The sequence below is a fragment of the Burkholderia sp. AU4i genome (assembly GCF_000466765.1).
In the GTDB taxonomy this organism is placed as follows: Bacteria; Pseudomonadota; Gammaproteobacteria; order Burkholderiales; family Burkholderiaceae; genus Burkholderia; species Burkholderia cepacia.
Window position 1 is genome coordinate 1 of sequence record NZ_ASSI01000086.1, and the last position, 17,924, is coordinate 17,924.

At 65.6% G+C, this 17,924-nt stretch carries 14 protein-coding genes and 1 pseudogene; 13 read left to right on the forward strand and 2 right to left on the reverse strand.

Annotated elements, in window-relative coordinates; genetic code table 11:
* Window positions 1-232 precede the first annotated feature (232 nt).
* Entirely contained in the window at window positions 233-880 is a 648-nt protein-coding gene (locus L810_RS20055; RefSeq protein WP_027792145.1) for a hypothetical protein, read from the forward strand.
* A 200-nt stretch (window positions 881-1,080) separates the two neighbouring features.
* Here the strand turns inward: L810_RS20055 and fliD are convergent, their stop codons facing one another.
* Window positions 1,081-2,583 carry a flagellar filament capping protein FliD gene (fliD, locus tag L810_RS20060; RefSeq protein ID WP_021160103.1) on the reverse strand — a complete coding sequence of 501 codons (1,503 nt, stop codon included), beginning with the start codon at window positions 2,581-2,583 and terminating at the stop codon, window positions 1,081-1,083.
* A gap of 624 nt (window positions 2,584-3,207) precedes the next feature.
* Between fliD and L810_RS47355 the strand changes: the two genes are divergently transcribed.
* From L810_RS47355 to L810_RS20115, 12 genes and pseudogenes are all read left to right on the forward strand, one after another.
* Window positions 3,208-3,579: a hypothetical protein gene (locus tag L810_RS47355; protein ID WP_155836314.1), complete on the forward strand. Its 372-nt coding sequence runs from the start codon at window positions 3,208-3,210 to the stop codon at window positions 3,577-3,579.
* A 7-nt stretch (window positions 3,580-3,586) separates the two neighbouring features.
* Complete coding sequence (locus tag L810_RS20065; RefSeq protein WP_021160104.1) at window positions 3,587-4,000, forward strand: DoxX family protein; 414 nt, start codon at window positions 3,587-3,589, stop codon at window positions 3,998-4,000.
* Between the two features lie 371 nt (window positions 4,001-4,371).
* Window positions 4,372-5,340, forward strand: coding sequence for a type VI secretion system baseplate subunit TssF (locus L810_RS49155; protein WP_021160105.1), 969 nt, complete (start codon window positions 4,372-4,374; stop codon window positions 5,338-5,340).
* A 101-nt stretch (window positions 5,341-5,441) separates the two neighbouring features.
* Window positions 5,442-6,119: a hypothetical protein gene (locus L810_RS20075; RefSeq protein WP_042975478.1), complete on the forward strand. Its 678-nt coding sequence runs from the start codon at window positions 5,442-5,444 to the stop codon at window positions 6,117-6,119.
* Between the two features lie 56 nt (window positions 6,120-6,175).
* Window positions 6,176-9,517: a type VI secretion system Vgr family protein gene (locus L810_RS20080; protein WP_021160107.1), complete on the forward strand. Its 3,342-nt coding sequence runs from the start codon at window positions 6,176-6,178 to the stop codon at window positions 9,515-9,517.
* An 86-nt stretch (window positions 9,518-9,603) separates the two neighbouring features.
* Entirely contained in the window at window positions 9,604-10,101 is a 498-nt protein-coding gene (locus tag L810_RS20085; RefSeq protein WP_042975479.1) for a hypothetical protein, read from the forward strand.
* A gap of 740 nt (window positions 10,102-10,841) precedes the next feature.
* Window positions 10,842-11,297: pseudogene (locus L810_RS20090) on the forward strand (contractile injection system protein, VgrG/Pvc8 family); the annotation flags it as partial.
* 107 nt (window positions 11,298-11,404) lie between these two features.
* Window positions 11,405-12,487 carry a DUF6708 domain-containing protein gene (locus L810_RS45440; protein WP_081712882.1) on the forward strand — a complete coding sequence of 361 codons (1,083 nt, stop codon included), beginning with the start codon at window positions 11,405-11,407 and terminating at the stop codon, window positions 12,485-12,487.
* 90 nt (window positions 12,488-12,577) lie between these two features.
* Complete coding sequence (locus L810_RS20100) at window positions 12,578-13,531, forward strand: dTDP-4-dehydrorhamnose reductase family protein (RefSeq protein ID WP_042975481.1); 954 nt, start codon at window positions 12,578-12,580, stop codon at window positions 13,529-13,531.
* A 139-nt stretch (window positions 13,532-13,670) separates the two neighbouring features.
* On the forward strand, window positions 13,671-14,579 hold the full coding sequence (locus tag L810_RS20105) for a LysR family transcriptional regulator (protein ID WP_021160111.1): 909 nt from the start codon (window positions 13,671-13,673) through the stop codon (window positions 14,577-14,579).
* A gap of 180 nt (window positions 14,580-14,759) precedes the next feature.
* The gene (locus L810_RS20110) at window positions 14,760-16,088 is read left to right on the forward strand and encodes an MFS transporter (RefSeq protein ID WP_021160113.1); all 1,329 of its coding nucleotides are present in this window, start codon (window positions 14,760-14,762) and stop codon (window positions 16,086-16,088) included.
* Between the two features lie 81 nt (window positions 16,089-16,169).
* Window positions 16,170-17,153: a succinylglutamate desuccinylase/aspartoacylase domain-containing protein gene (locus tag L810_RS20115; RefSeq protein WP_042975482.1), complete on the forward strand. Its 984-nt coding sequence runs from the start codon at window positions 16,170-16,172 to the stop codon at window positions 17,151-17,153.
* Window positions 17,154-17,294: 141 nt separating this feature from the next.
* Here the strand turns inward: L810_RS20115 and L810_RS20120 are convergent, their stop codons facing one another.
* The gene (locus L810_RS20120) at window positions 17,295-17,723 is read right to left on the reverse strand and encodes a VOC family protein (RefSeq protein WP_021160115.1); all 429 of its coding nucleotides are present in this window, start codon (window positions 17,721-17,723) and stop codon (window positions 17,295-17,297) included.
* Between the last annotated feature and the right edge of the window lie 201 nt (window positions 17,724-17,924).

Here is a 17,924-nt window from a genome sequence, read left to right on the forward strand (position 1 = left end):
CCAAGCCAAGCCAAGCCAAGCCGCGGCGGCGCCGCTCGCCCGTCCGTCCGTCCGTCCGTCCGACGCGTTGCGTCCCGCGATCAACCGCCGCCGGCCGACCGTTGCATGTTCACGCAGGGCGACAAAAGCACACAAATCTGATCAACGCCCCTCATCGTTTCTTGTAACGATTCGTAATATCGCGCCGCCGAGCGCTTTTCCCGACGAACCGTTGAATCCGCATCCGCTTCCCATGCAACACGTGACGACGACAAGCCAGCCGCCGATCCTGGCGGCACCGGTAGATCCCATGCTGCACGCCGTGATCGATGAGGTCGTCCACCGGAGCGTGTCGGAAGCGACGACGCGCAGCGGCTACATGCGATGTGCCGACTACGCGATCGTCGGCGCGCAGGTGCTGACGCTGCTGACCGGCAAGCCGTACCGGCCGTTCGCGGGTGGCGAGGTGCTGGATTTCGGCGGCGGCAACCTGTATGCGCTGTGCACGACGCGCGAGCGGCGCCGCACCGCGCGGCATCTGTCGCAGCTCGCGAGGTATCACTGCTGGATCGAGGCGCGTCACGACGATATCGGCGGCCGTGCGCGCAAGGAAATCGTCGATTTCACGCTGCGCCACGACGAGACCGTGGCGAGCCATCTGGGGATGCCGTACGCACGCGCGTACCAGGCGTATTTCTGGGGCTGGGACGACGAGCACGCGGTACCGGCCGAACTGCACGGTCATCCGGTCTTCGCGAAACAGGGCCCCGTGTGGCGCTGGGCGGAGCGTGAATGCACGTCGCTGCTGCGCGCATACGAGCGCGAACGGCCAGGCTATTTTGGGCGTCAGGTGTCGCGTGCGATCGATTTGTTTGCCGATCGCGTCGAAGGTCTCGGCTGACGGCACGGCCGTTCGAGGTGAACTGCGGGCAAGCAACCCGCAGGGATGGAGCGCGAACCGGCGGAGGGCGCCCGGCGCGCGCTTGCGCACGGCCGGGTATGAACGATGTTTCCGGGCACGACACCACGCGCGGTGGCGCGAGCCGGTCGATCCACAGACCGGCGGCCGCCGCCGCGATCATCGGGCGGCCCGGGCGCTCGTCACTTGTTCGCCAGCGTGCCGCTGCTGTTGGCGCCGCCGAACAGCCGCGTCAGGTACTGCGTGTTGGAGTTCATCTTGGCCATCAGCGTGTTGAGCGCCGTGAACTGCGCCTGATACTGCTTGGTCAATTGCGAGGCGTAGTCGGCCAGATCGGTCTGCTGCTGCGTGACGCGCTTCAGGTTGGCAGTCAGCGCGTTCGTGCGCACCTCGATCATCCCGCCCTTCTTCGTGAAGGGCGCGATCTGGTCGGTCAGTTGCTTGCCCATCCCGTTCGTCGAGTTGAACAGGCGCGCGACCCCTGACGGGTTGCTGGACAGCGCACTGTCGAGCTTCGCGCTGTCGACCTTCAGCGTGCCGTCCTTCTCGAGCGAGATGCCGATCGCCATCAGGTTCGTGTGTCCGTTGCCGTTCTCGTTCGCGACACCGCGCGCGACGATCGACGCAAGCGAGTTGCGGATCGTGTTCAGCGTCGAATCGCCGATCAGCGCACCCTGCGAGCTTGCTCCTTCGGTGTAGCTCGACAGCGCGCCCATCGTCTTGACGACGGTGTTGTAGAGGCTCACGAAGTTCGTGATCGTGGCCGCCTGCGACTTCGTATCGGTGCTCACCGTGAGCGTTTGCGTATCGGTCGCGCTGACCGCGGCCGCCGACAGGTTCAGCGTGACGCCGCTCAGCACGCCCGACACCGTGTTGCTCGCGCTGGTCGACGCGATGCCGTTGAGCGTGAACTTCGCGTCCTGCGCGACGGCGCTTTGTCGCCACGCGGCCGCGCTGTTCGCCGATTCGATCTTCGACGCGCCGCCCGTCGTGTCGGCCGTCGACGTGACGCCGAGGTTCGACAGCCCGTTGTCGTTGGCCACGTTGCCGACCGCGACGCTGATCGCGTTCGCCGAGCCCGTCTTCGTCGACGCGAGCACGAGGTGCGCGCCATCGGTGCCGTTGATCACGGTCGCGCTGATTCCCGGGTTGTTCGCCGCGGAGTTGATCGCGGCCGCGATGCCCGACAGCGTGTTGTTCGTGCCGGTGACGTCGACCTTGAACGACTGGCTGCCGAGCGACAGCGTCAGCGTGCCGGTGCCGAGCGCCTTGCTCCCGTCGAAGCCCGCCGAAGCCAGCGCCTGCGCCGTCGCGGTCTGCGTGACGCCGATCGTGTAGGTGCCGGCCACCGCGCCCGCGCCCGCCGTCGCGGTCAGGCCCTTGCCGCTCGCGACCGCGGTGAACGTCGACTGCAGCCCGCCATTCGTCAGCGAGGCGAGGCCCGCCTCGAGCGCACCCAGCGCCGACGACAGCGCGCCGAATGCGGAAATCTGCGTGGTGCCGGTGGTCTGCGACGCGGCGAGCGCCGCGGCCCGGCCGGCGGTTTTCGCATTCACCAGCGTCTTGACGAGCGTGCCGACGTCCATCGACGGATTCCCGGTCGAGCCGTTGATGATCGATTGCGCCGCCTGTTGCAACAGGCTGTTCGTGTTCGCGCCGCTGCTCACGGGCGTGTTCGTTGCCATGGGTGGTCTCCGGTTGAATAACGATCCCGTGACGAGCGGCTGCCGGGTCGGCCTGCGGCGCTTCGAAGGCAGGGCGCGTCCGGCGCGATGCGTTCCCGGGGTTCACGGGAGTGTCGGGAAAACGTAAGGACGTGCGCTATCGTATATTTAAATCGGTATTGCTTGGTAATTTTTTGTAATGCATGTCGAGAAAAATGCAGATTGGAACGGGGTGTTTGAGTGAGGGCTAAAGGTTTACGATCTTTTGCCGTAAACACACCGTTTCGGTTGTATTTATTCAAGCATTTTCACGGTTTTGAGAGCCGGAAAAGGGCGAGAAGGATTGGTCAATGTTTTGAGCTGGTTCCGCTAAACATCGGATCGATCGACGGTGTGTGGAAAGTGTGTTCCATGGTCGATATCGGACCGAAATCCTTGTCTGACGGACGATACGCGCCACCGGTGATTGCAGCCCGCCTGCCCGTGAAACGTTTTCGCATTGCCGATGTTCGTTTCAGGGCCATGAGCTTTTTATGCAACGGAATGCCAGGTCGATTGCAATGCCCGGCGAGTTGCGTGAATCAAGTCAGACCTTGTGAGTCGCATATCGAACCAGTCGTTCAATGACAGTCGTGATACGCGGTTGTGACCGATTTACGTCAATTGAGGCCGAAAATATCGATTGAATCAGGTGGCCTGAAAGAAGCAGGGTGTTTCCGTGTTCCGGAAACATTGAGCGGGTTGATTTGCGCTGCCTGCCGACCTTTGCCTGTCGGCGTGATTGTCTTCGATTGTCCACTTGAGCGAGATAGCGAATCCTTCTTTGGCGGATTGATGATCCCCGGCGAGACAGTAGACTGCACCCGTGCTTCGCCAGAACCGATCGGAAGCGCGCCGGGAACGGCGCAACCCGACGGATTCTTCGGCGGCGAGCCCTCCGGCCTGCTGTCCGATCGTGCGAGGAGTGATTCGGCGCCTCCCGGCACCGGATGCATCAAACCGTCAATTCAAGGGTGATATTGCTATGCGTTACGTTTCGCTGGAGTCGAAGAAGGACGAGCTGCTGCTGGCGGCTCGCGTGCTGTTGATGATCCTGTTCGTGCTGTTCGGCTGGCAGAAGCTGAGTGGCTTCTCGGGCACCGTCGCGTACATGGCGTCGACGGGGAACCCGGCGCCCGAACTGGCCGCGGTGATCGCGGTGGCGGTCGAGCTGGTCGGCGGCCTGCTGATCGCGGCCGGCTTCTATACGCGTCCGCTCGCACTGGTGTTCGCCGCCTATACGCTCGCGACCGCGCTGATCGGCCATCGCTACTGGGCGCTGCAGGGGATGGAGCAATACATGGCGATGATCAACTTCTACAAGAACGTGAGCATCATCGGCGGGCTGCTGTTGCTCGCACTGACCGGGCCGGGGCGGTATTCGCTCGACCGGAAGTAAGGCGGGACGGCGGTTCCGTTCGGCTCGGAGCCCGGTGCACGAAAGTGCGCCGGGTTTTGTTTTTGTGGGTGGGGCGTGACGTGTGGCGCGTGCGGCGTGGGTGCTGCGTTGCCAAACGAACAGGTTCCGGACATGATTGCGCGTGCACAGTGACGCTGTTCACGCCGCGTTGACTCAGGTGTTTTCGCATCGCGTTTCAATGTGCTGCCCATGCTCTGCCCTCGCATTCGGACGATTCCGGTGACGCGCGCGAGGCCGCAGCGCACACGCATTGCTGCTTGCAATGCGTATCGGCAGCGACCGGGCGCACGACCGCGGCGTCTCGCATAAATCGTCTGCTTCAGGACATTGCCGACGGAGAACGACGACGTATGAGTCCGGAAGACTTGCTGTCCTACTACGAACGGGAACTAACCTTCCTGCGGCAATACGTGCGCGAGTTCGCCGCGCGCTATCCGAAGATTGCAAGCCGGCTGTCGCTGACCGGCGGGATGGACAGCGGCAGCATGGACCTTCACGTCGAGCGTCTGGTCGAGTCGTTTGCGTTGATGGCGGCACGTACGGCCCGCCATATCGACGACGACTATCCGCGGTTTACCGAGGCATTGTTCGAGACGCTGTACCCGCACTACTTGCGCGCGTTTCCGTCATGTTCGATCGCACACTTCGAGATGGATAGCGGCCGGGCGGCACAGATGTCCGCCGCCGTCACAGTGCCGCGCGGTACGCAGCTTTACAGCCGGCCGCTCAACGGATCCAAGATATTGTTCCGGACTGCGTATGACGTCACGCTTTCGCCGTTGCAGCTGACGGGGGCGAAGTTCCGCTCCATAGCCGACGTGCCGCGCGCGTTGCGCCTGCCTGCATTGCGGGTGGAACTGACGCTCGACGGCAACTTCGGATCGAAACTGTGGATCTTCACGCAGGCTCTCGGCGGTACGCCCGACCGGCGCGACGACTATCCGGCGATCGGCGACATCAAGACCGCGCCGGGCACGCCCGCCCGCCGCATGAGTGACCCGGATCCGTCGGCATGGTCCGGCGTGCCGGGCGACGGGCCGCCGGTCATCCTGCCGGGCATGGACGTCGTCGCGTGGCCGGCCGATCCGATCAGCAAGATCGGCGACGGCGTGAGCGGCGGCCTGGGCAAGCCTTTGCATATTTCCGCCTACGAGGACGTGGGGGCTGTCTGGCAACGTCTGCAGGACAGCTTCAAGCGACCGCCGGCCACCCGTGACACGACCGTTCAGGCCTGGAATGACTATCACCTTCATCGAAACCCCAACGAGGGCCGCGCGCCCGATAGCGAAGACCTGGATCCCAAGCTATGGAAGAAGTAGTGCCACCGCCATCGGGGCGTCGCGTGAGGTGGCGCTACGTCGTGTTGCTCGCTGTCGTGCTGCTCGCGGCAATCGTGTTCGGACTTGATAGGAGTCGGCGCATGCCATTGATCTACGTGATTCCGGAGGGCTATGTCGGCCCGGTGGTCGCATTGTTCGACCAGCCCGACGGTGTCGAGCCGCTCCATGCGAAGGAAGGGCTCGAGGTGCGTGTGCCCGCGAACGGCATCGTCAAGATAAAGGGCAACCCGAAGCTGGGCCATTCGGAGGCGTTCCCGAAGAGCACGGTGGTGTTCGAGCTGGAGAAGCGCGATGGCAGCCGCGAGGTGCTCCAGGAAGCGATCAACCCGTGGCAGGAGTACGACCGGAACGACGATCCGCACTGGAAGGTCGGCATTCGCGATGCGCAGGGAAATCTGCGCACCATTGCCGTTTCCGACCGGAAGGACGGCTTCGTGTTCGACGATTTCCCCGACCCGGATCGCAGCCGCGTCATGGTTTTCTGGCACGAGTCCTGCCAGGACCGCGTGTTCGGGCCGGAGTCGGACGCGTATCTCGCCGGCGAAAAGTCCGCCGAGGAACTGCACGTTCCGCCGTGCGGCGAGTTCGTGGTGGGTGCCTTCGATCACATCCGGCAGTGGCCGGAATGGATGTTCCTGCGCGGCAAGGGCAAGCAGGAAAAATCCGGCGTCAGGAATCCTACGTACAGCTCGATCCAGGAACTGGTCGACGAGGCGAATGCGCGGGCTGCCAGAAAGAAGACCGACGCGATCAACTGAGCGAATCCGCGTGACCGGCAACGGGCATCGCGGCCGGTGTGACGCAAGAGGACGGAATGGACATTGCTGCTGCATTGAAGGGCTATTCGCAAGCGACTCGCCAGATCCAGGTCGATACGGCGATGCCGGGCGCATTCGCGGTCGAGCGGTTTCACGGCCGGGAAGCGATGGACGAGTCCTTCCGGTTCGAGATCGACGTGCTGTCGAGCGCGTCGTTCCTCGACCTGAATCCGCTGCTCGGCACGGCGATCCGCCTGCGCCTCGCGACCGGCGCGGGAGAGCGCTGCTGGAACGGGTACGTCGTGCGGGCCGCGTACAGCGACAGCGACGGCGAGATCACGCGCTATCGGCTGACGATGGCCTCCTGGCTCGAATTGCTCCGGCTGCGCCGCAATTGCCTGTATTTCGTCGGCCTCGATACCGAAGGTATTTGCGAGCGCGTGTTCGGCGACTATCCGGAGGCGCGTCGACGCTATGAACTGAAGGAGCCGTTGCGTACGTTCGATCTGCGTGGCCAGTATCGCGAAACCGACTTCGACTTCGTGACGCGCCAGTTGTCCGAGGCCGGCCTGTCGTTTCGCATCGAGCACGCGCAGGACGCGGGCGAGAAGCCGTCCGGCGACCATACCGTCGTCGTGTTCGACCGGCGCGCCGAACAGCCCAAAGGCAGCACCGTCGCCTACAACCGGCAGGACGTGGGCGACCCCGACGGCGTGATGACCTATTTCACGACGCGTCACCAGATGGTCCCGGATCACGTTACCGCCGCGAGCTGGAAAGCCGGCAATCTCGTCGCGCTCGCCGGGCATGCCCAGGCCGAGGCCGATCGCGACGCGCCCGTCATGCCCGTACGCGAAGTGCTGGACGCGCAGCGCGCCGGCCGCTTCGAAACGTCGGACCAGGCGCAGCGCTACGCGTCGCAGCGTCTCGACGCGCTGCGCCTGTCGAAGCGGATCCACTATGGCGCCGGATCGTCGCGCACGCTGGAGATCGGCAAGGTTCACACGCTGACCGGCTACCCGGACGGAACGGTGTCGTTCGTCCCGCTGACGCTCGAGCACGAGGCGGTCAACAATCTCGGCGCCGATATCGCGCAGCTGCTCGAACACGGCGAGCTGGAGCAGGGGCTCTATCGCAACCGCTTTGCCGCGGTGCCGCCCGGCGTGCCGATCGTGCCGCCCTATCGCGACCGGCCGGTCGTGCAGGGCGTGCAGACCGCGACCGTCGTCGGCGAACCGTCGAACCGGGTGAGCAGCACGCGCGACCACCAGGTGCGCGTGCAGTTTCCGTGGATGCGCGGCACGGCGCCGCTACCCGGCGGACTGACCGACACGGCAAGCCGGTCGAACCCGCAGGGGCATGCGCCCGGCGACCATCGATCCGGCGTGGTCGCGCGCATCGCCGAGCAATCGGCCGGCCCGAACTTCGGCCACAGCTTTACGCCGCGCGTCGGCGCGGAAGTCCTGGTCGGCTTCGACTCGGGAAATATCGACATGCCGGTCGTGCTGGGCCAGCTGTACGGCGGCCGCGTGCAACCCCCGTTCGCGGCCGGTGAAGGCAGCAGCGCGAATCACGCGGGCGTGCTGACCGGCATGCAGACACAGAAGCTCGACGGGACAGCGGGCAGCCGCTGGGTGATGGACGATTCGTCGGGCCAGTTGCGTCATGAACTGGGCAACAGCGTCGCGAACAGCCGGCTTGCGCAAGGCTATCTGGTCGATCAGCAGGGTGCGGTTCGCGGCGCCTATCGCGGCGAAGGATTCGATCTCGCGACCGAAGGGTGGGGCGTCGTGCGCGCGGGCGAAGGCGTGCTGGTGTCGGGCACCGCGCGCACGGAAGCGGCTTCGACGCAAATGGACCTGGGAGAGAGCGTTGCCCAGTTGAAGCAGGCGGTGAAAACCGCACAGGGGCTCGACGAATCGGCTGCGCGCGCGGGCGCTGGCCGGCTGACGGCGAACGCCGCGCAGTCGGATTTCCTGAAGGCGATCGATCCCGCCCAGGACGGCAAGTACACGGGTGCGGTGAACGGGCAGAGTGCGACCAAACCGGCCGCCGGCGGAGCAGGCGGCAGCGGGGACCCGGTCGAACGGTTCGCGGTGCCGGCCGTCGTGCTGGAGTCGCCGCAAAACGTCGTGATGAGTACCGGCAACAGCGCGGTGTCCTATGCGGAACAGCACGTGCATCTGACCGCACAGGGCGATGCGCACCTGGCCGCCGGCGCGACGGTCGCCGGCGCGTCCGGCGATGCGGCGAGCCTGTATGCGGCCGCGGGCGGGATCAAGGCCGTGGCCGGCCACGGGCCGCTCAGCGTCGAGGCGCATGCGTCGTCGATGCAGATCCTCGCGGACCAGTCGGTGCGCATCACGTCGTCGGATGACCGGATCGACGTGCTCGCGAAGGATGCGATCGTGCTGCAGCAAGGGCCGAGCCGGATCACGCTGAAGGGCGCGGACATCCTGGTCGAGACGCCCGGATCGTTTTCCGTCAAGGCGGGCGCCCATCCGTTCATGGGACCGGGTGCGCAGTCGCCGGTGCTGCCGGCCCTGCCGATACCGGTGCCGCTCGCGCTCTACGACGAGCAACTGCGATTCGTCAACGAAGATGGCGTGCCGCTGTCGAAGGTCGCCTATCAGTTGAAGCTGGCCGACGGCACCACGGCGTCGGGCGTGACCGACGACGCGGGCAGGACCGAGCGCGTGGCATCGGCAAGCCCGCTGGGGATCCTGTCCGCGCTGCTGACGCCGACCCAACTGGTGGACTGCTGCGGGCGCACGTCGGGCACGCCGCCACCGCCGGTCGAGGTCAAGATCAAGGGCGTGCAGACGAACCAGTTTCAGTTGGGCGAATCGGAGAAGTCGGTGACGGTCAAGGGACACGATCGGCCGTTGACGGCGGGCGAGATCGAGATGGCCCGGACCGTCTTCAAGGACGGCATCGATTACGACAAGGTGCGGGTGCACCGGGGGAGTTACTTCTGGTTCGACATGCAGCGCAAGAGAACCGCAGTCACCCCTAACGGGCACATGTATTTTCGCGACGAGGACTTTCTCGAGGACTTCTCCGCCGAATCGGTGGCGGAAGGCGACAAGTCATGGTTCATGCACGAGATGACGCACGTCTGGCAATACCAGCTCGGATATTCGGTGCGCTGGCACGGGTTGACCGTCACCATTCGCGGCGAGAGTGCCTATCAGTACACCATCACGCCTCAGAACGTTTTTCACGACTACAACATGGAACAGCAGGGAAACCTGGTCGCAGATTATTTCGCGATTCATGTGCGCAAGACATACCAGGCGATCGGGCACCGCGGATACGTCGGATCGCCGGAAGAACTCAACTGGGTGCTCGCGCCATTGCTTCGGGATCCAAAGAATGCGGACAATTTGCCGAAGTAGCGAGACAGGCGCCGTCGCGCGGTGGTGATGTTTGAATTCCTGATCAACTCGAGTGGCTTCAATGCTGCGATGAATGGATTCGAAGCATGAGGAAAATTTTGTTGGGCAGTGCGGTGGCAAGCATATCGAGCCTGGTTTTTACCGCCTGTGCGGTTGCCACGTCGCACGGTCCGATTCGCCTGGACATCAGGCAGATCGACGGAAAGCCGGCTGCTTGCCTGCCGGCAAGTGACGACACGGGTTCCGACCCGATCCAGATCCGCGGGGTCGATGTGACGAGACAAACCGGCCCGGTCAGTCCCGTTGTCACGTATTGGGCGCTGGAGGTTCCGGGGAGTGCGCCGCCGGTTTATCTGAAGCGAGGCGAGTGTCTCGTCTATGGCCAGACCGTGGCCGGTGCGGTTGTGCGTGCGGCGCCGAGGGCGCTGGACATCAACAAGTTCTACAGCATCTCGATCGTACCGGGGGGGGACTATGGCCCGGTGTACAGCTCGGCGTTTTGCGTGATCAGGCAAGCGGGGGGCGGTGTCCGCATTGCGACGCCGGGGCAGGAGGGGAACCCGTGCGCGTCGGCAGGACACTGAGCGGTGCAACGGGCTCCGAGTCGTGGCGTACCGGCCGCGGATGATGACGCGGCCACGGTCGTGCCGAGCGCCGTTGCCGGGTTTCGATCATGGTGATGTCGGGCCACCACGAGTGCTCGATCACGTACTTGTGCCGTTCCGGGAGGATCCAGGGAATGCGGACACGCTTCCGAAGCAGCGCGCCGGGCCTGCTCGCGTCGCTGTCGTGCGCTGTCGTGCGCGATGGCAGCGTCGGAGGCGCCCGTCGAACCGGAGATCAGGCAGGTCGACGGAAACCCGGCCGCCTGCCTGTGAGTGACGCACGGGCCACGGGCAGAAGGCCTCATCCGGATCCGCTCGGTGGGTGGCGCCAGACCAACCGAACCGGCGAGTCCCGATGTGACTGCCCGGTGGTTCGAGATGCCGGCCGGGGCCGAACCCGTTTACCGGAGGCCTGGCGAGTGTCTGGTGTACGGGCAGACGGTGAAGGGTGCAATCGTTCGCACGCCGCCCAGACCGCTGGATCTCGGCCGGCCCTGCTCCGTCTCGATCATTCCGGGCGGGGATTCCGGCCCGGTTTATGGCGCGGCGTTCTGTGCGCTCAGGCAGGCCGGTGGAGGTGTGCATATCGCAGTGCCGGAGCAAGGCAGGAATCCATGTGCCGTCGCTCAGTGACCGGCTTGCGGGAATGAACCGTTGTCCGTTGGCCACGACACGAGGCGGAGCGAACCGCGTACGTCGTACCTAAAACGAACCCATTCATGTCGACGAATATGGACGTTCTGAAAAAACTCGCCGGAGGCTGGTCGCAGCACGACCGGTTTCTCCGGGTCACCACGCCGCTGGGCGCGGACGCGCTGGTCGCCGAGAGCCTGCTGGGGTGGGAGGCGGTCGATCACGGCGGCTACCGGTTCCAGTTGACGGCATTGTCGGGAAACGCGGCGCTGCCGCTGGAGCGGCTGATCGGCGCGACGATCCTGATCGAATGGCGGGCGCGGGAAGGCAGCGACGTCCGCCGCCCCGTGCACGGTCACATCATTGCGGCGGAGCGGATCGGCTACAACGGCGGGCTGGCCCGCTTTCGCCTCGAGGTCGAGCCGTGGCTCGCGGTGCTCCGTCAGCGCGTCGATCACTACAATTTCCAGAATGCCAGCGTGCTCGACATCAGCGAGCAGATTTTCGGCTATCACAATGCGGGCAGCGTGGTGCCCGCATGGCCCACCTTGACATGGACGCGAAATTGCATGTGGGGGCCGGCCAATAGCTATCAGGATGGCCCGGAGGAGCAAGACAACTTCCAGAAGGCGACAACGGGATAGGCTGTATGAGCGATGAATCGTCGATGAAGGCCTACTGGGGCCAGTTGTTTGATAAGCGCTACTGGCGGGAGGTGGTCATTGGTTTGCCGCCGAGGGATCCTTGGGCCCCGACAGCCGAGATGCTTGCTTACGTCCTCAATAAAGCAAAGCCAACGAAAGTAGATTGCCTACCGGCTTCGCTGGACATGGTAGTCATACGCAACGAAACCTACATGGAAGTAGCCGACAGTCAGTATGCCCGGCGTGGTTTCGGTGGATTGATATTTTCATTGTTTGAATTGCCAATTATTTCTTTCCTGGCTATCCCTTTTTATGGATTTTTGAAATATGAAATAACACTTCCTCTGGTTTTGGCTTCTTTGCTGATTTTTCTATTGTTCGTCCCTTTGTCGATATGGGTGGGATATCAATGGAAGCAAGACATGTTGGGCTACACCTACAAGCCGATTCGGCTGGTGCGCTCGACACGCACGGTTCATGTTTTCCAGCACGCCGGCCCCGGCGGCACCTGGTCTCTGGATTGGGATAAGCTGGTGTTCTGCCTGAAGAAGAGCGGGCTGAACTGGGGTGTGCTCGGCTATTTGCCGGACGAGAACGGTCAGGCGACGCATGCTTTTTATCTCGGCAACGTCATGCCGGTTCACCCGAGCGGTATGCGAGCGGACGAACCGTTGCTTGCACACTGGGAATACTTCCGCCGCTACATGGAGGAAGGGCCGGCGAGTGTGCCTGCTCCGGATTATCTGCTGCCGATCGAAAACCGGCGCGAGCCGTTCCTTTACGGCGTGTACCGCCTATGGCAGATGTTCGGCCCGCTCGCGGTGTTGTTCGCACCGATCACGACGCTGGCGGGCCTGTTCCGCTGGGTGGCCATGCGCATGAGCCGTTTGCCGCGCTGGCCGGCGGAGGTGGATGCGCAATGTCGAGTGGCGCCGGAGGACGCAATCGTGCGGCCGGCGAAGAAGACCTACAGCCGTGTTTCGGTCGCGCTGGGTACGGTGGCGATGCTTGCGCTCGATGCGATATTGCTGTGGCTGCTGTTCACGCAGGTGTTCGGCGCCGATCGCCTCCTTGCCCACGGTTCCTGAGAAGGCGGGCATGCAGCCGACGTGTCAGGGGAGTCGACATCGGATGCCTGTTCTTGTATAGATGGGGGAATCCCCGTTCCCCTTTCACAGATGGCTACCGTGCCGCAATCGACCGTCCTTCTCATCGGCGCCGCCGGCCTCCTCGGCCGCGCGGTTGCCGCATCGCTGTCCCGCGAGTCTTCGTTGAACCTCGTCGCGACGATCCGCAACCCGCACGGCGCGGGCGCAAAACGTCTTGCGTTGCCGGCGGAAAACCTCGCCGAACTCGACGTCCTCGACCAGCCGGCCCTCGAACACCTGTTCGCCACCCACCAGCCGGCCGCCGTGATCATCTGCGCGGCCGAACGCCGCCCGGACGTCTGCGAACGCGATCCTGACGGCGCACGCGCGATCAACGTCACCGCCCCGGCGCGCATCGGCGCGCTCGCCGCGCGCCACGGCGCATGGACGCTCGGCATCTCCACCGACTACGTCTTCGACGGCAAGGCCGCTCCGTACCGCGAGGACGCCACCCCGAATCCGCTCAACATCTACGGCCGCACGAAGCTGGAAGGCGAGGCGGCGCTCCTCGCCGCGTCGCCGCTGTCGTGCGTGCTGCGCCTGCCGCTGTTGTACGGCCCGATCGTCGACTGGAGCGAATCGGCCGTCACGAGTCTCGTGCCGGCGATCGCCGCGTCCGCACGGCCGGGCGCCGACGCGGTCGGCATGGACGCCTGGGCGATCCGTTACCCGACGTATACGCCCGATGTCGCGGACGTCATCCGCGACCTGACATTGCGCCATCTCGCGGGTGCGTCGATCACGGGCATCCGTCACTGGTCGGGCGAGGAGCCGATGACGAAGTACGACATTGCGCAGCGGATCGCGGCCGCGCTCGGCATCGAAGCATCGCTCACGCGGATCGACCAGCCGACCGACGCGACGCCGCGTCCGTACGATTGCCATCTGGACGCATCGCGCGTGCGTGCAGCCGGGATCGATCACGCGACGCCTTTCGATATCGCGCTGCGCGCCGTGCTGCGCGATGCGCCGCAGACGCTGTAGGATCGGGCGCCACGCGCGGCCCCGCGCCGCGTGATCCGCAGCCGTCCACGTCCGTAGCCGCAGCCGCAGCCGCAGCCGCGCGACGGAGGCGGCCCGCGCGCACCGGCCGGCCCATCATCGCCCACCCAGGAGCCCAGCCATGCAACTGAAATGGCTCGAAGACTTCGTCGAACTCGCCCGCACGCGCAGCTTCACCCGCGCGGCAGAGAACCGGTTCGTCACGCATCCGGCGTTCGGCCGCCGCATCCGGTCGCTCGAGGAGTGGGTCGGCGCGCGCCTGATCGCGCGCACGAAGCCGCTCGAACTGACGGCGGCGGGCACCGTCTTTCTCGATGCGGCATCGAACGCGCTCGACATCCTGCACGGCGCCCGCACGCAACTCCAGGAAGCGTCGCCGGTGCTGGAGAACAACCTGCGAATCGCGACCGGCCGCACGCTGTCGGCCACCTTCTTCCCCGACTGGTACGACGAGACCGTTGCGCGCGCCGGCTTCTTTACGGCGACCGTGTCGACCGGCAGTGCGGAGGAAGCGATCCTGCAGCTCACGGCCGGCGACGCCGACATGCTGATCGTCTATTCGAGCCCACATACGCGGCTGCTGATCGATCGCGACCGCTTCGACTGGCTGTCCGTCGCGCGCGAGGTGCTGGTGCCGGTCAGCGCGTTCGATGGGCGCGGCAGCGTGCGTTACCGGCTGCCGGCCGGCCAGGCGCCGGTGCCGTGGCTCGCGTTCGCGCGCACGCTGACCCTGCGCGCGGTGCTGGCGCGTCATCTCGCCGAAATGCCCGGCCGCCCGACGCTGCGGCCCGTGTACCAGGCCGACTCGTACGAAGCGATCCTCGCGATGGCGCGCCGCGGGCTCGGCCTTGCGTGGCTGCCGCAGCGGCTCGTCGCCGACGACGTGCGGCGCGGCGAACTCGCGATCGTCGGGGGCGCCGACTGGCAGATCGGCTTCGACATCGCGCTGTACCGGCGACGGAACGACCCGCACCCGGTACTGGACGCGATCTGGCGCACCGCGCCGGCACGCGACGACGGCGCCGCATAGCCTCCGCGGGCAGCGCCCGCGCGGCCTGCGCGCCGATCGGCACGATTGCGTGCCGAAACGGCACGAACGCCCGCCCCGCGTTGCCTACACTCCGCGCTTGACTGGCCCGAACGGCCGCCGGCAAAGCCGCGCGCCGTCTTTCAAAATCCTGACGGCCAGCATTACCGGAGGAGCAAAGGGATGACCCGCAATACACACGGCGCGACGCCGGCCCCGCACAACCCGTGGCGCGAGATCTGCGCCGCGAGCATCGGCAACGCGCTGGAGTTCTACGATCTGCTGATCTACGGTTACTTCGCGATCGTCATCGGCCAGCTGTTTTTCCCCACGCACGACGCGGCGACTTCGCTGCTGCTGTCGGTCGGCACGTTCGGCATTTCGTTCGTCACGCGTCCGCTCGGTTCGATCGTGCTCGGCAGCTATGCCGACCGCGCGGGCCGCAAGGCATCGCTGACGATGTCGATCGGGCTGATGATGCTCGGCACCGCGATGATCGCGTTCGCGCCGACGTATGCGCAGATCGGCATCGCGTCGCCGTTGCTGATCATCGTCGCGCGGATGCTGCAGGGTTTCTCGACGGGCGGCGAATTCGGCGCGGCAACCGCGTTCATGGTCGAGCAGGCCGACGCGAAGCGCCGCGGTTTCTTCGCGAGCTGGCAGATGTCGACGCAGGGGCTCGCGACGGTGCTCGCGGCCGGCGTATCGGCGCTGCTGAGCCTGCTGCTGACGACCGACCAGCTGCACACGTGGGGCTGGCGCGTCGCGTTTTCGGTCGGGTTGCTGATCGGCCCGGTCGGGCTCTACATTCGCCGCAACATCGACGAACCGGCCGATTTCCGCCGGCTGGGCGAGCAAGGGCGCGCGAAGTCGCCGCTGCGCGACGTGTTCGTGCGCGATCGCGCGAACATGCTGCTCGGCGCGGGTGTGGTCGCGACGGCCACGGCCTTCAACTACGTGCACAAGCTGTACATGCCGACGTACGCGGTCAAGCAGCTGCATATCCCGGCCACGTCGTCGTATCTCGGCGCGGTCGTCACGGGCGCGATGCTGATGGTCGCCGCGCCGGTCGTCGGGCATCTGTCGGACCGTTTCGGCCGCATCCGCGTGATGCTGATCGCGCTGATCCTGGTCGGCGCGACGACGTGGCCGCTGTTCGTCATGCTGAACCGCTATCCGACGGTCGAGACGCTGCTCGCGGTCCAGGCGCTGGTCGGCCTGTTGATCGCGGTGAGCCTCGCGCCGCTGCCGGCGCTGCTCGCCGACATCTTCCCGACGAGCACGCGCGGCACGGGCCTCGCGCTGTCGTACAACTTCTCGGTGACGCTGTTCGGCGGCTTCGCGCCGCTGATCGTGACCTGGCTGATCGACGCGACGCACAACAAGCTGGCGCCGAGTTTCTATGTGATGGCGACGGCCGTGCTCGGGATCACGTCGGTGATTTCGCTCGGCCGCCGGATGCGCGGCGCGGCGGCCGCCGCCGCGCCATCGACACGCGCGACCGGGGCGTGACGCGCCGGCCGCCAACCCGATTCCGGCGCAGCCGGCACACGCCGGCCGTGCCTTTCCCGAACCCTGTTGAGCCTTTCCGACATGACCACGCTTGAAGCCATCCGCGCCGCCTTGCCGGCCTATCCGATCGAAGTGGCCTTCCCCGACATCTCGCGCTGGCGCGCGGGCAATACGGGCATCGACTATCTGCATACGTTCGACAGTGGCCGGCCCGGCAAGCACGTGATGATCCTCGCGCTGACGCACGGCAACGAAGTCAGCGGCGCGATCGCGGTGGACACGTTGCTGGCCGCGGGCCTGCAGCCGGTTGCGGGCCGGCTGTCGCTCGGCTTCGGCAACGTGGGCGCATACGAGCACTTCAGTGCGGAGAACGCCGATGCGACGCGCTACCTCGACGAGGACATGAATCGCGTGTGGACGCCGGCCACACTCGACGGCACGCGCGACAGCCGCGAGCTCGCGCGTGCGCGCGCGATGCGTCCGCTGCTCGATACGGTCGACCTGCTGCTCGACATTCATTCGATGCACGAGGCGTCCGCGCCGCTGATGATGACCGGGCCGCTCGAGAAGGCGATCGCGCTGGCGGCCGCAATCGGCACGCCGGAGCACGTGATCATCGATCGCGGCCATGCGAACGGCACGCGGCTGCGCGACTACGGCGGCTTCGGCGACGCGGCGAGCGCGAAGAATGCGCTGCTGATCGAGACGGGCCAGCACTTCGCCGCGAGCGCGCGTGACGTCGCGCTCGACAGCGCGGCACGCTTCCTGCTGCATGCGGGCGTGGTTGCGCGCGACGACGTCGCGGCCTTCCTCACGCAGGCCGTGCCGGTGCGGCAGAAGTTCGTCGAGATCACGGAGCCGGTCGTCGCGCGTTCGATGGATTTCCGGTTCTCGCAACCGTTCACGGGGCTCGAGGTGATCGGGAAGGCCGGCACCGAAATTGCCCGCGACGGCGACCATGTGATCGTCACGCCGTATGACAACTGCGTGATCGTGCAACCGTCGATGCGGCATCTCGGCGTGAACGTCACGATGATGCGGCTGGGGCGCTTGCTGGATCGGTGACGTCGCCGGTGGCGGACCGCCGGGAGACGGCCCGCGCGGTCGCACCCCTCGGCCGATGCGGGGTGCGCCGTGCCGCATACGATTCACGTGTCGGCGCGGGCGGCGCAGGCCGAACAGGCAGGGCGCCCGTGCATCAATGTGCTACGCGTGTCGCTTAGGGTTCCACGCCTTGTGTACGAATTCGAGACGGTTGCCGTCGAAGTCGGCTACGTTGGCGGCGTAGTAGCCGGGGGCGAAGTAGGTACGATCCGCCGGCTTCCCTTCGTCAATGCCGCCGGCCTTGATCGCGGCGGCGTAGGCGGCGTCGACGAGTTCATTGGTATCGCAGACGATCCCGACGTAAAGCCCGGTCTCGCCGGGATGACGTTTGCGCAGCCAGATGCTCGATCCGACTCCCGCTCCCTTGCCGTACACATCGTCGCCGATGCCGTAAAGATCGGGGACGCCTTCCGGGCCCGAAGCGGAGTCGTAGTTGCCGAAAATTCTCCAGCCGAGCGGCTTCAAGGCTTCAGCGTAGAAGGCCAGTGATTTTTCGATGTCGGTGACTGAGATGTAAACGTGGTCGATCATTGGGCGCCTTCGACGTGGATGGGTACGGTCTGCGCATGGCGATATCCGACGGCCGGGCGTCTGCTCATGGCCGGGCCCCGACGGTCGCCGACGCAGGGATGCCTGATGCTACGGTCGTGCAGGCGCTTTCACAAGCCGCACATGGAATCACGCGCGAGCCTCGCGCAACGAGCCGGGCGTCCGGCTCGGCGTGAACGTCGC

Coding starts and splice junctions, on each gene's coding strand:
- L810_RS20065 (WP_021160104.1), top strand. CDS start 3,587: ATGCGTTACGTTTCGCTGGAGTCGAAGAAGGACGAGCTGCTGCTGGCG.
- L810_RS20080 (WP_021160107.1), top strand. CDS start 6,176: ATGGACATTGCTGCTGCATTGAAGGGCTATTCGCAAGCGACTCGCCAG.
- L810_RS20075 (WP_042975478.1), top strand. CDS start 5,442: ATGCCATTGATCTACGTGATTCCGGAGGGCTATGTCGGCCCGGTGGTC.
- L810_RS20105 (WP_021160111.1), top strand. CDS start 13,671: ATGCAACTGAAATGGCTCGAAGACTTCGTCGAACTCGCCCGCACGCGC.
- L810_RS20055 (WP_027792145.1), top strand. CDS start 233: ATGCAACACGTGACGACGACAAGCCAGCCGCCGATCCTGGCGGCACCG.
- L810_RS20120 (WP_021160115.1), bottom strand. CDS start 17,723: ATGATCGACCACGTTTACATCTCAGTCACCGACATCGAAAAATCACTG.
- L810_RS45440 (WP_081712882.1), top strand. CDS start 11,405: ATGAGCGATGAATCGTCGATGAAGGCCTACTGGGGCCAGTTGTTTGAT.
- L810_RS20085 (WP_042975479.1), top strand. CDS start 9,604: ATGAGGAAAATTTTGTTGGGCAGTGCGGTGGCAAGCATATCGAGCCTG.
- L810_RS20110 (WP_021160113.1), top strand. CDS start 14,760: ATGACCCGCAATACACACGGCGCGACGCCGGCCCCGCACAACCCGTGG.
- L810_RS20115 (WP_042975482.1), top strand. CDS start 16,170: ATGACCACGCTTGAAGCCATCCGCGCCGCCTTGCCGGCCTATCCGATC.
- L810_RS49155 (WP_021160105.1), top strand. CDS start 4,372: ATGAGTCCGGAAGACTTGCTGTCCTACTACGAACGGGAACTAACCTTC.
- fliD (WP_021160103.1), bottom strand. CDS start 2,583: ATGGCAACGAACACGCCCGTGAGCAGCGGCGCGAACACGAACAGCCTG.
- L810_RS20100 (WP_042975481.1), top strand. CDS start 12,578: ATGGCTACCGTGCCGCAATCGACCGTCCTTCTCATCGGCGCCGCCGGC.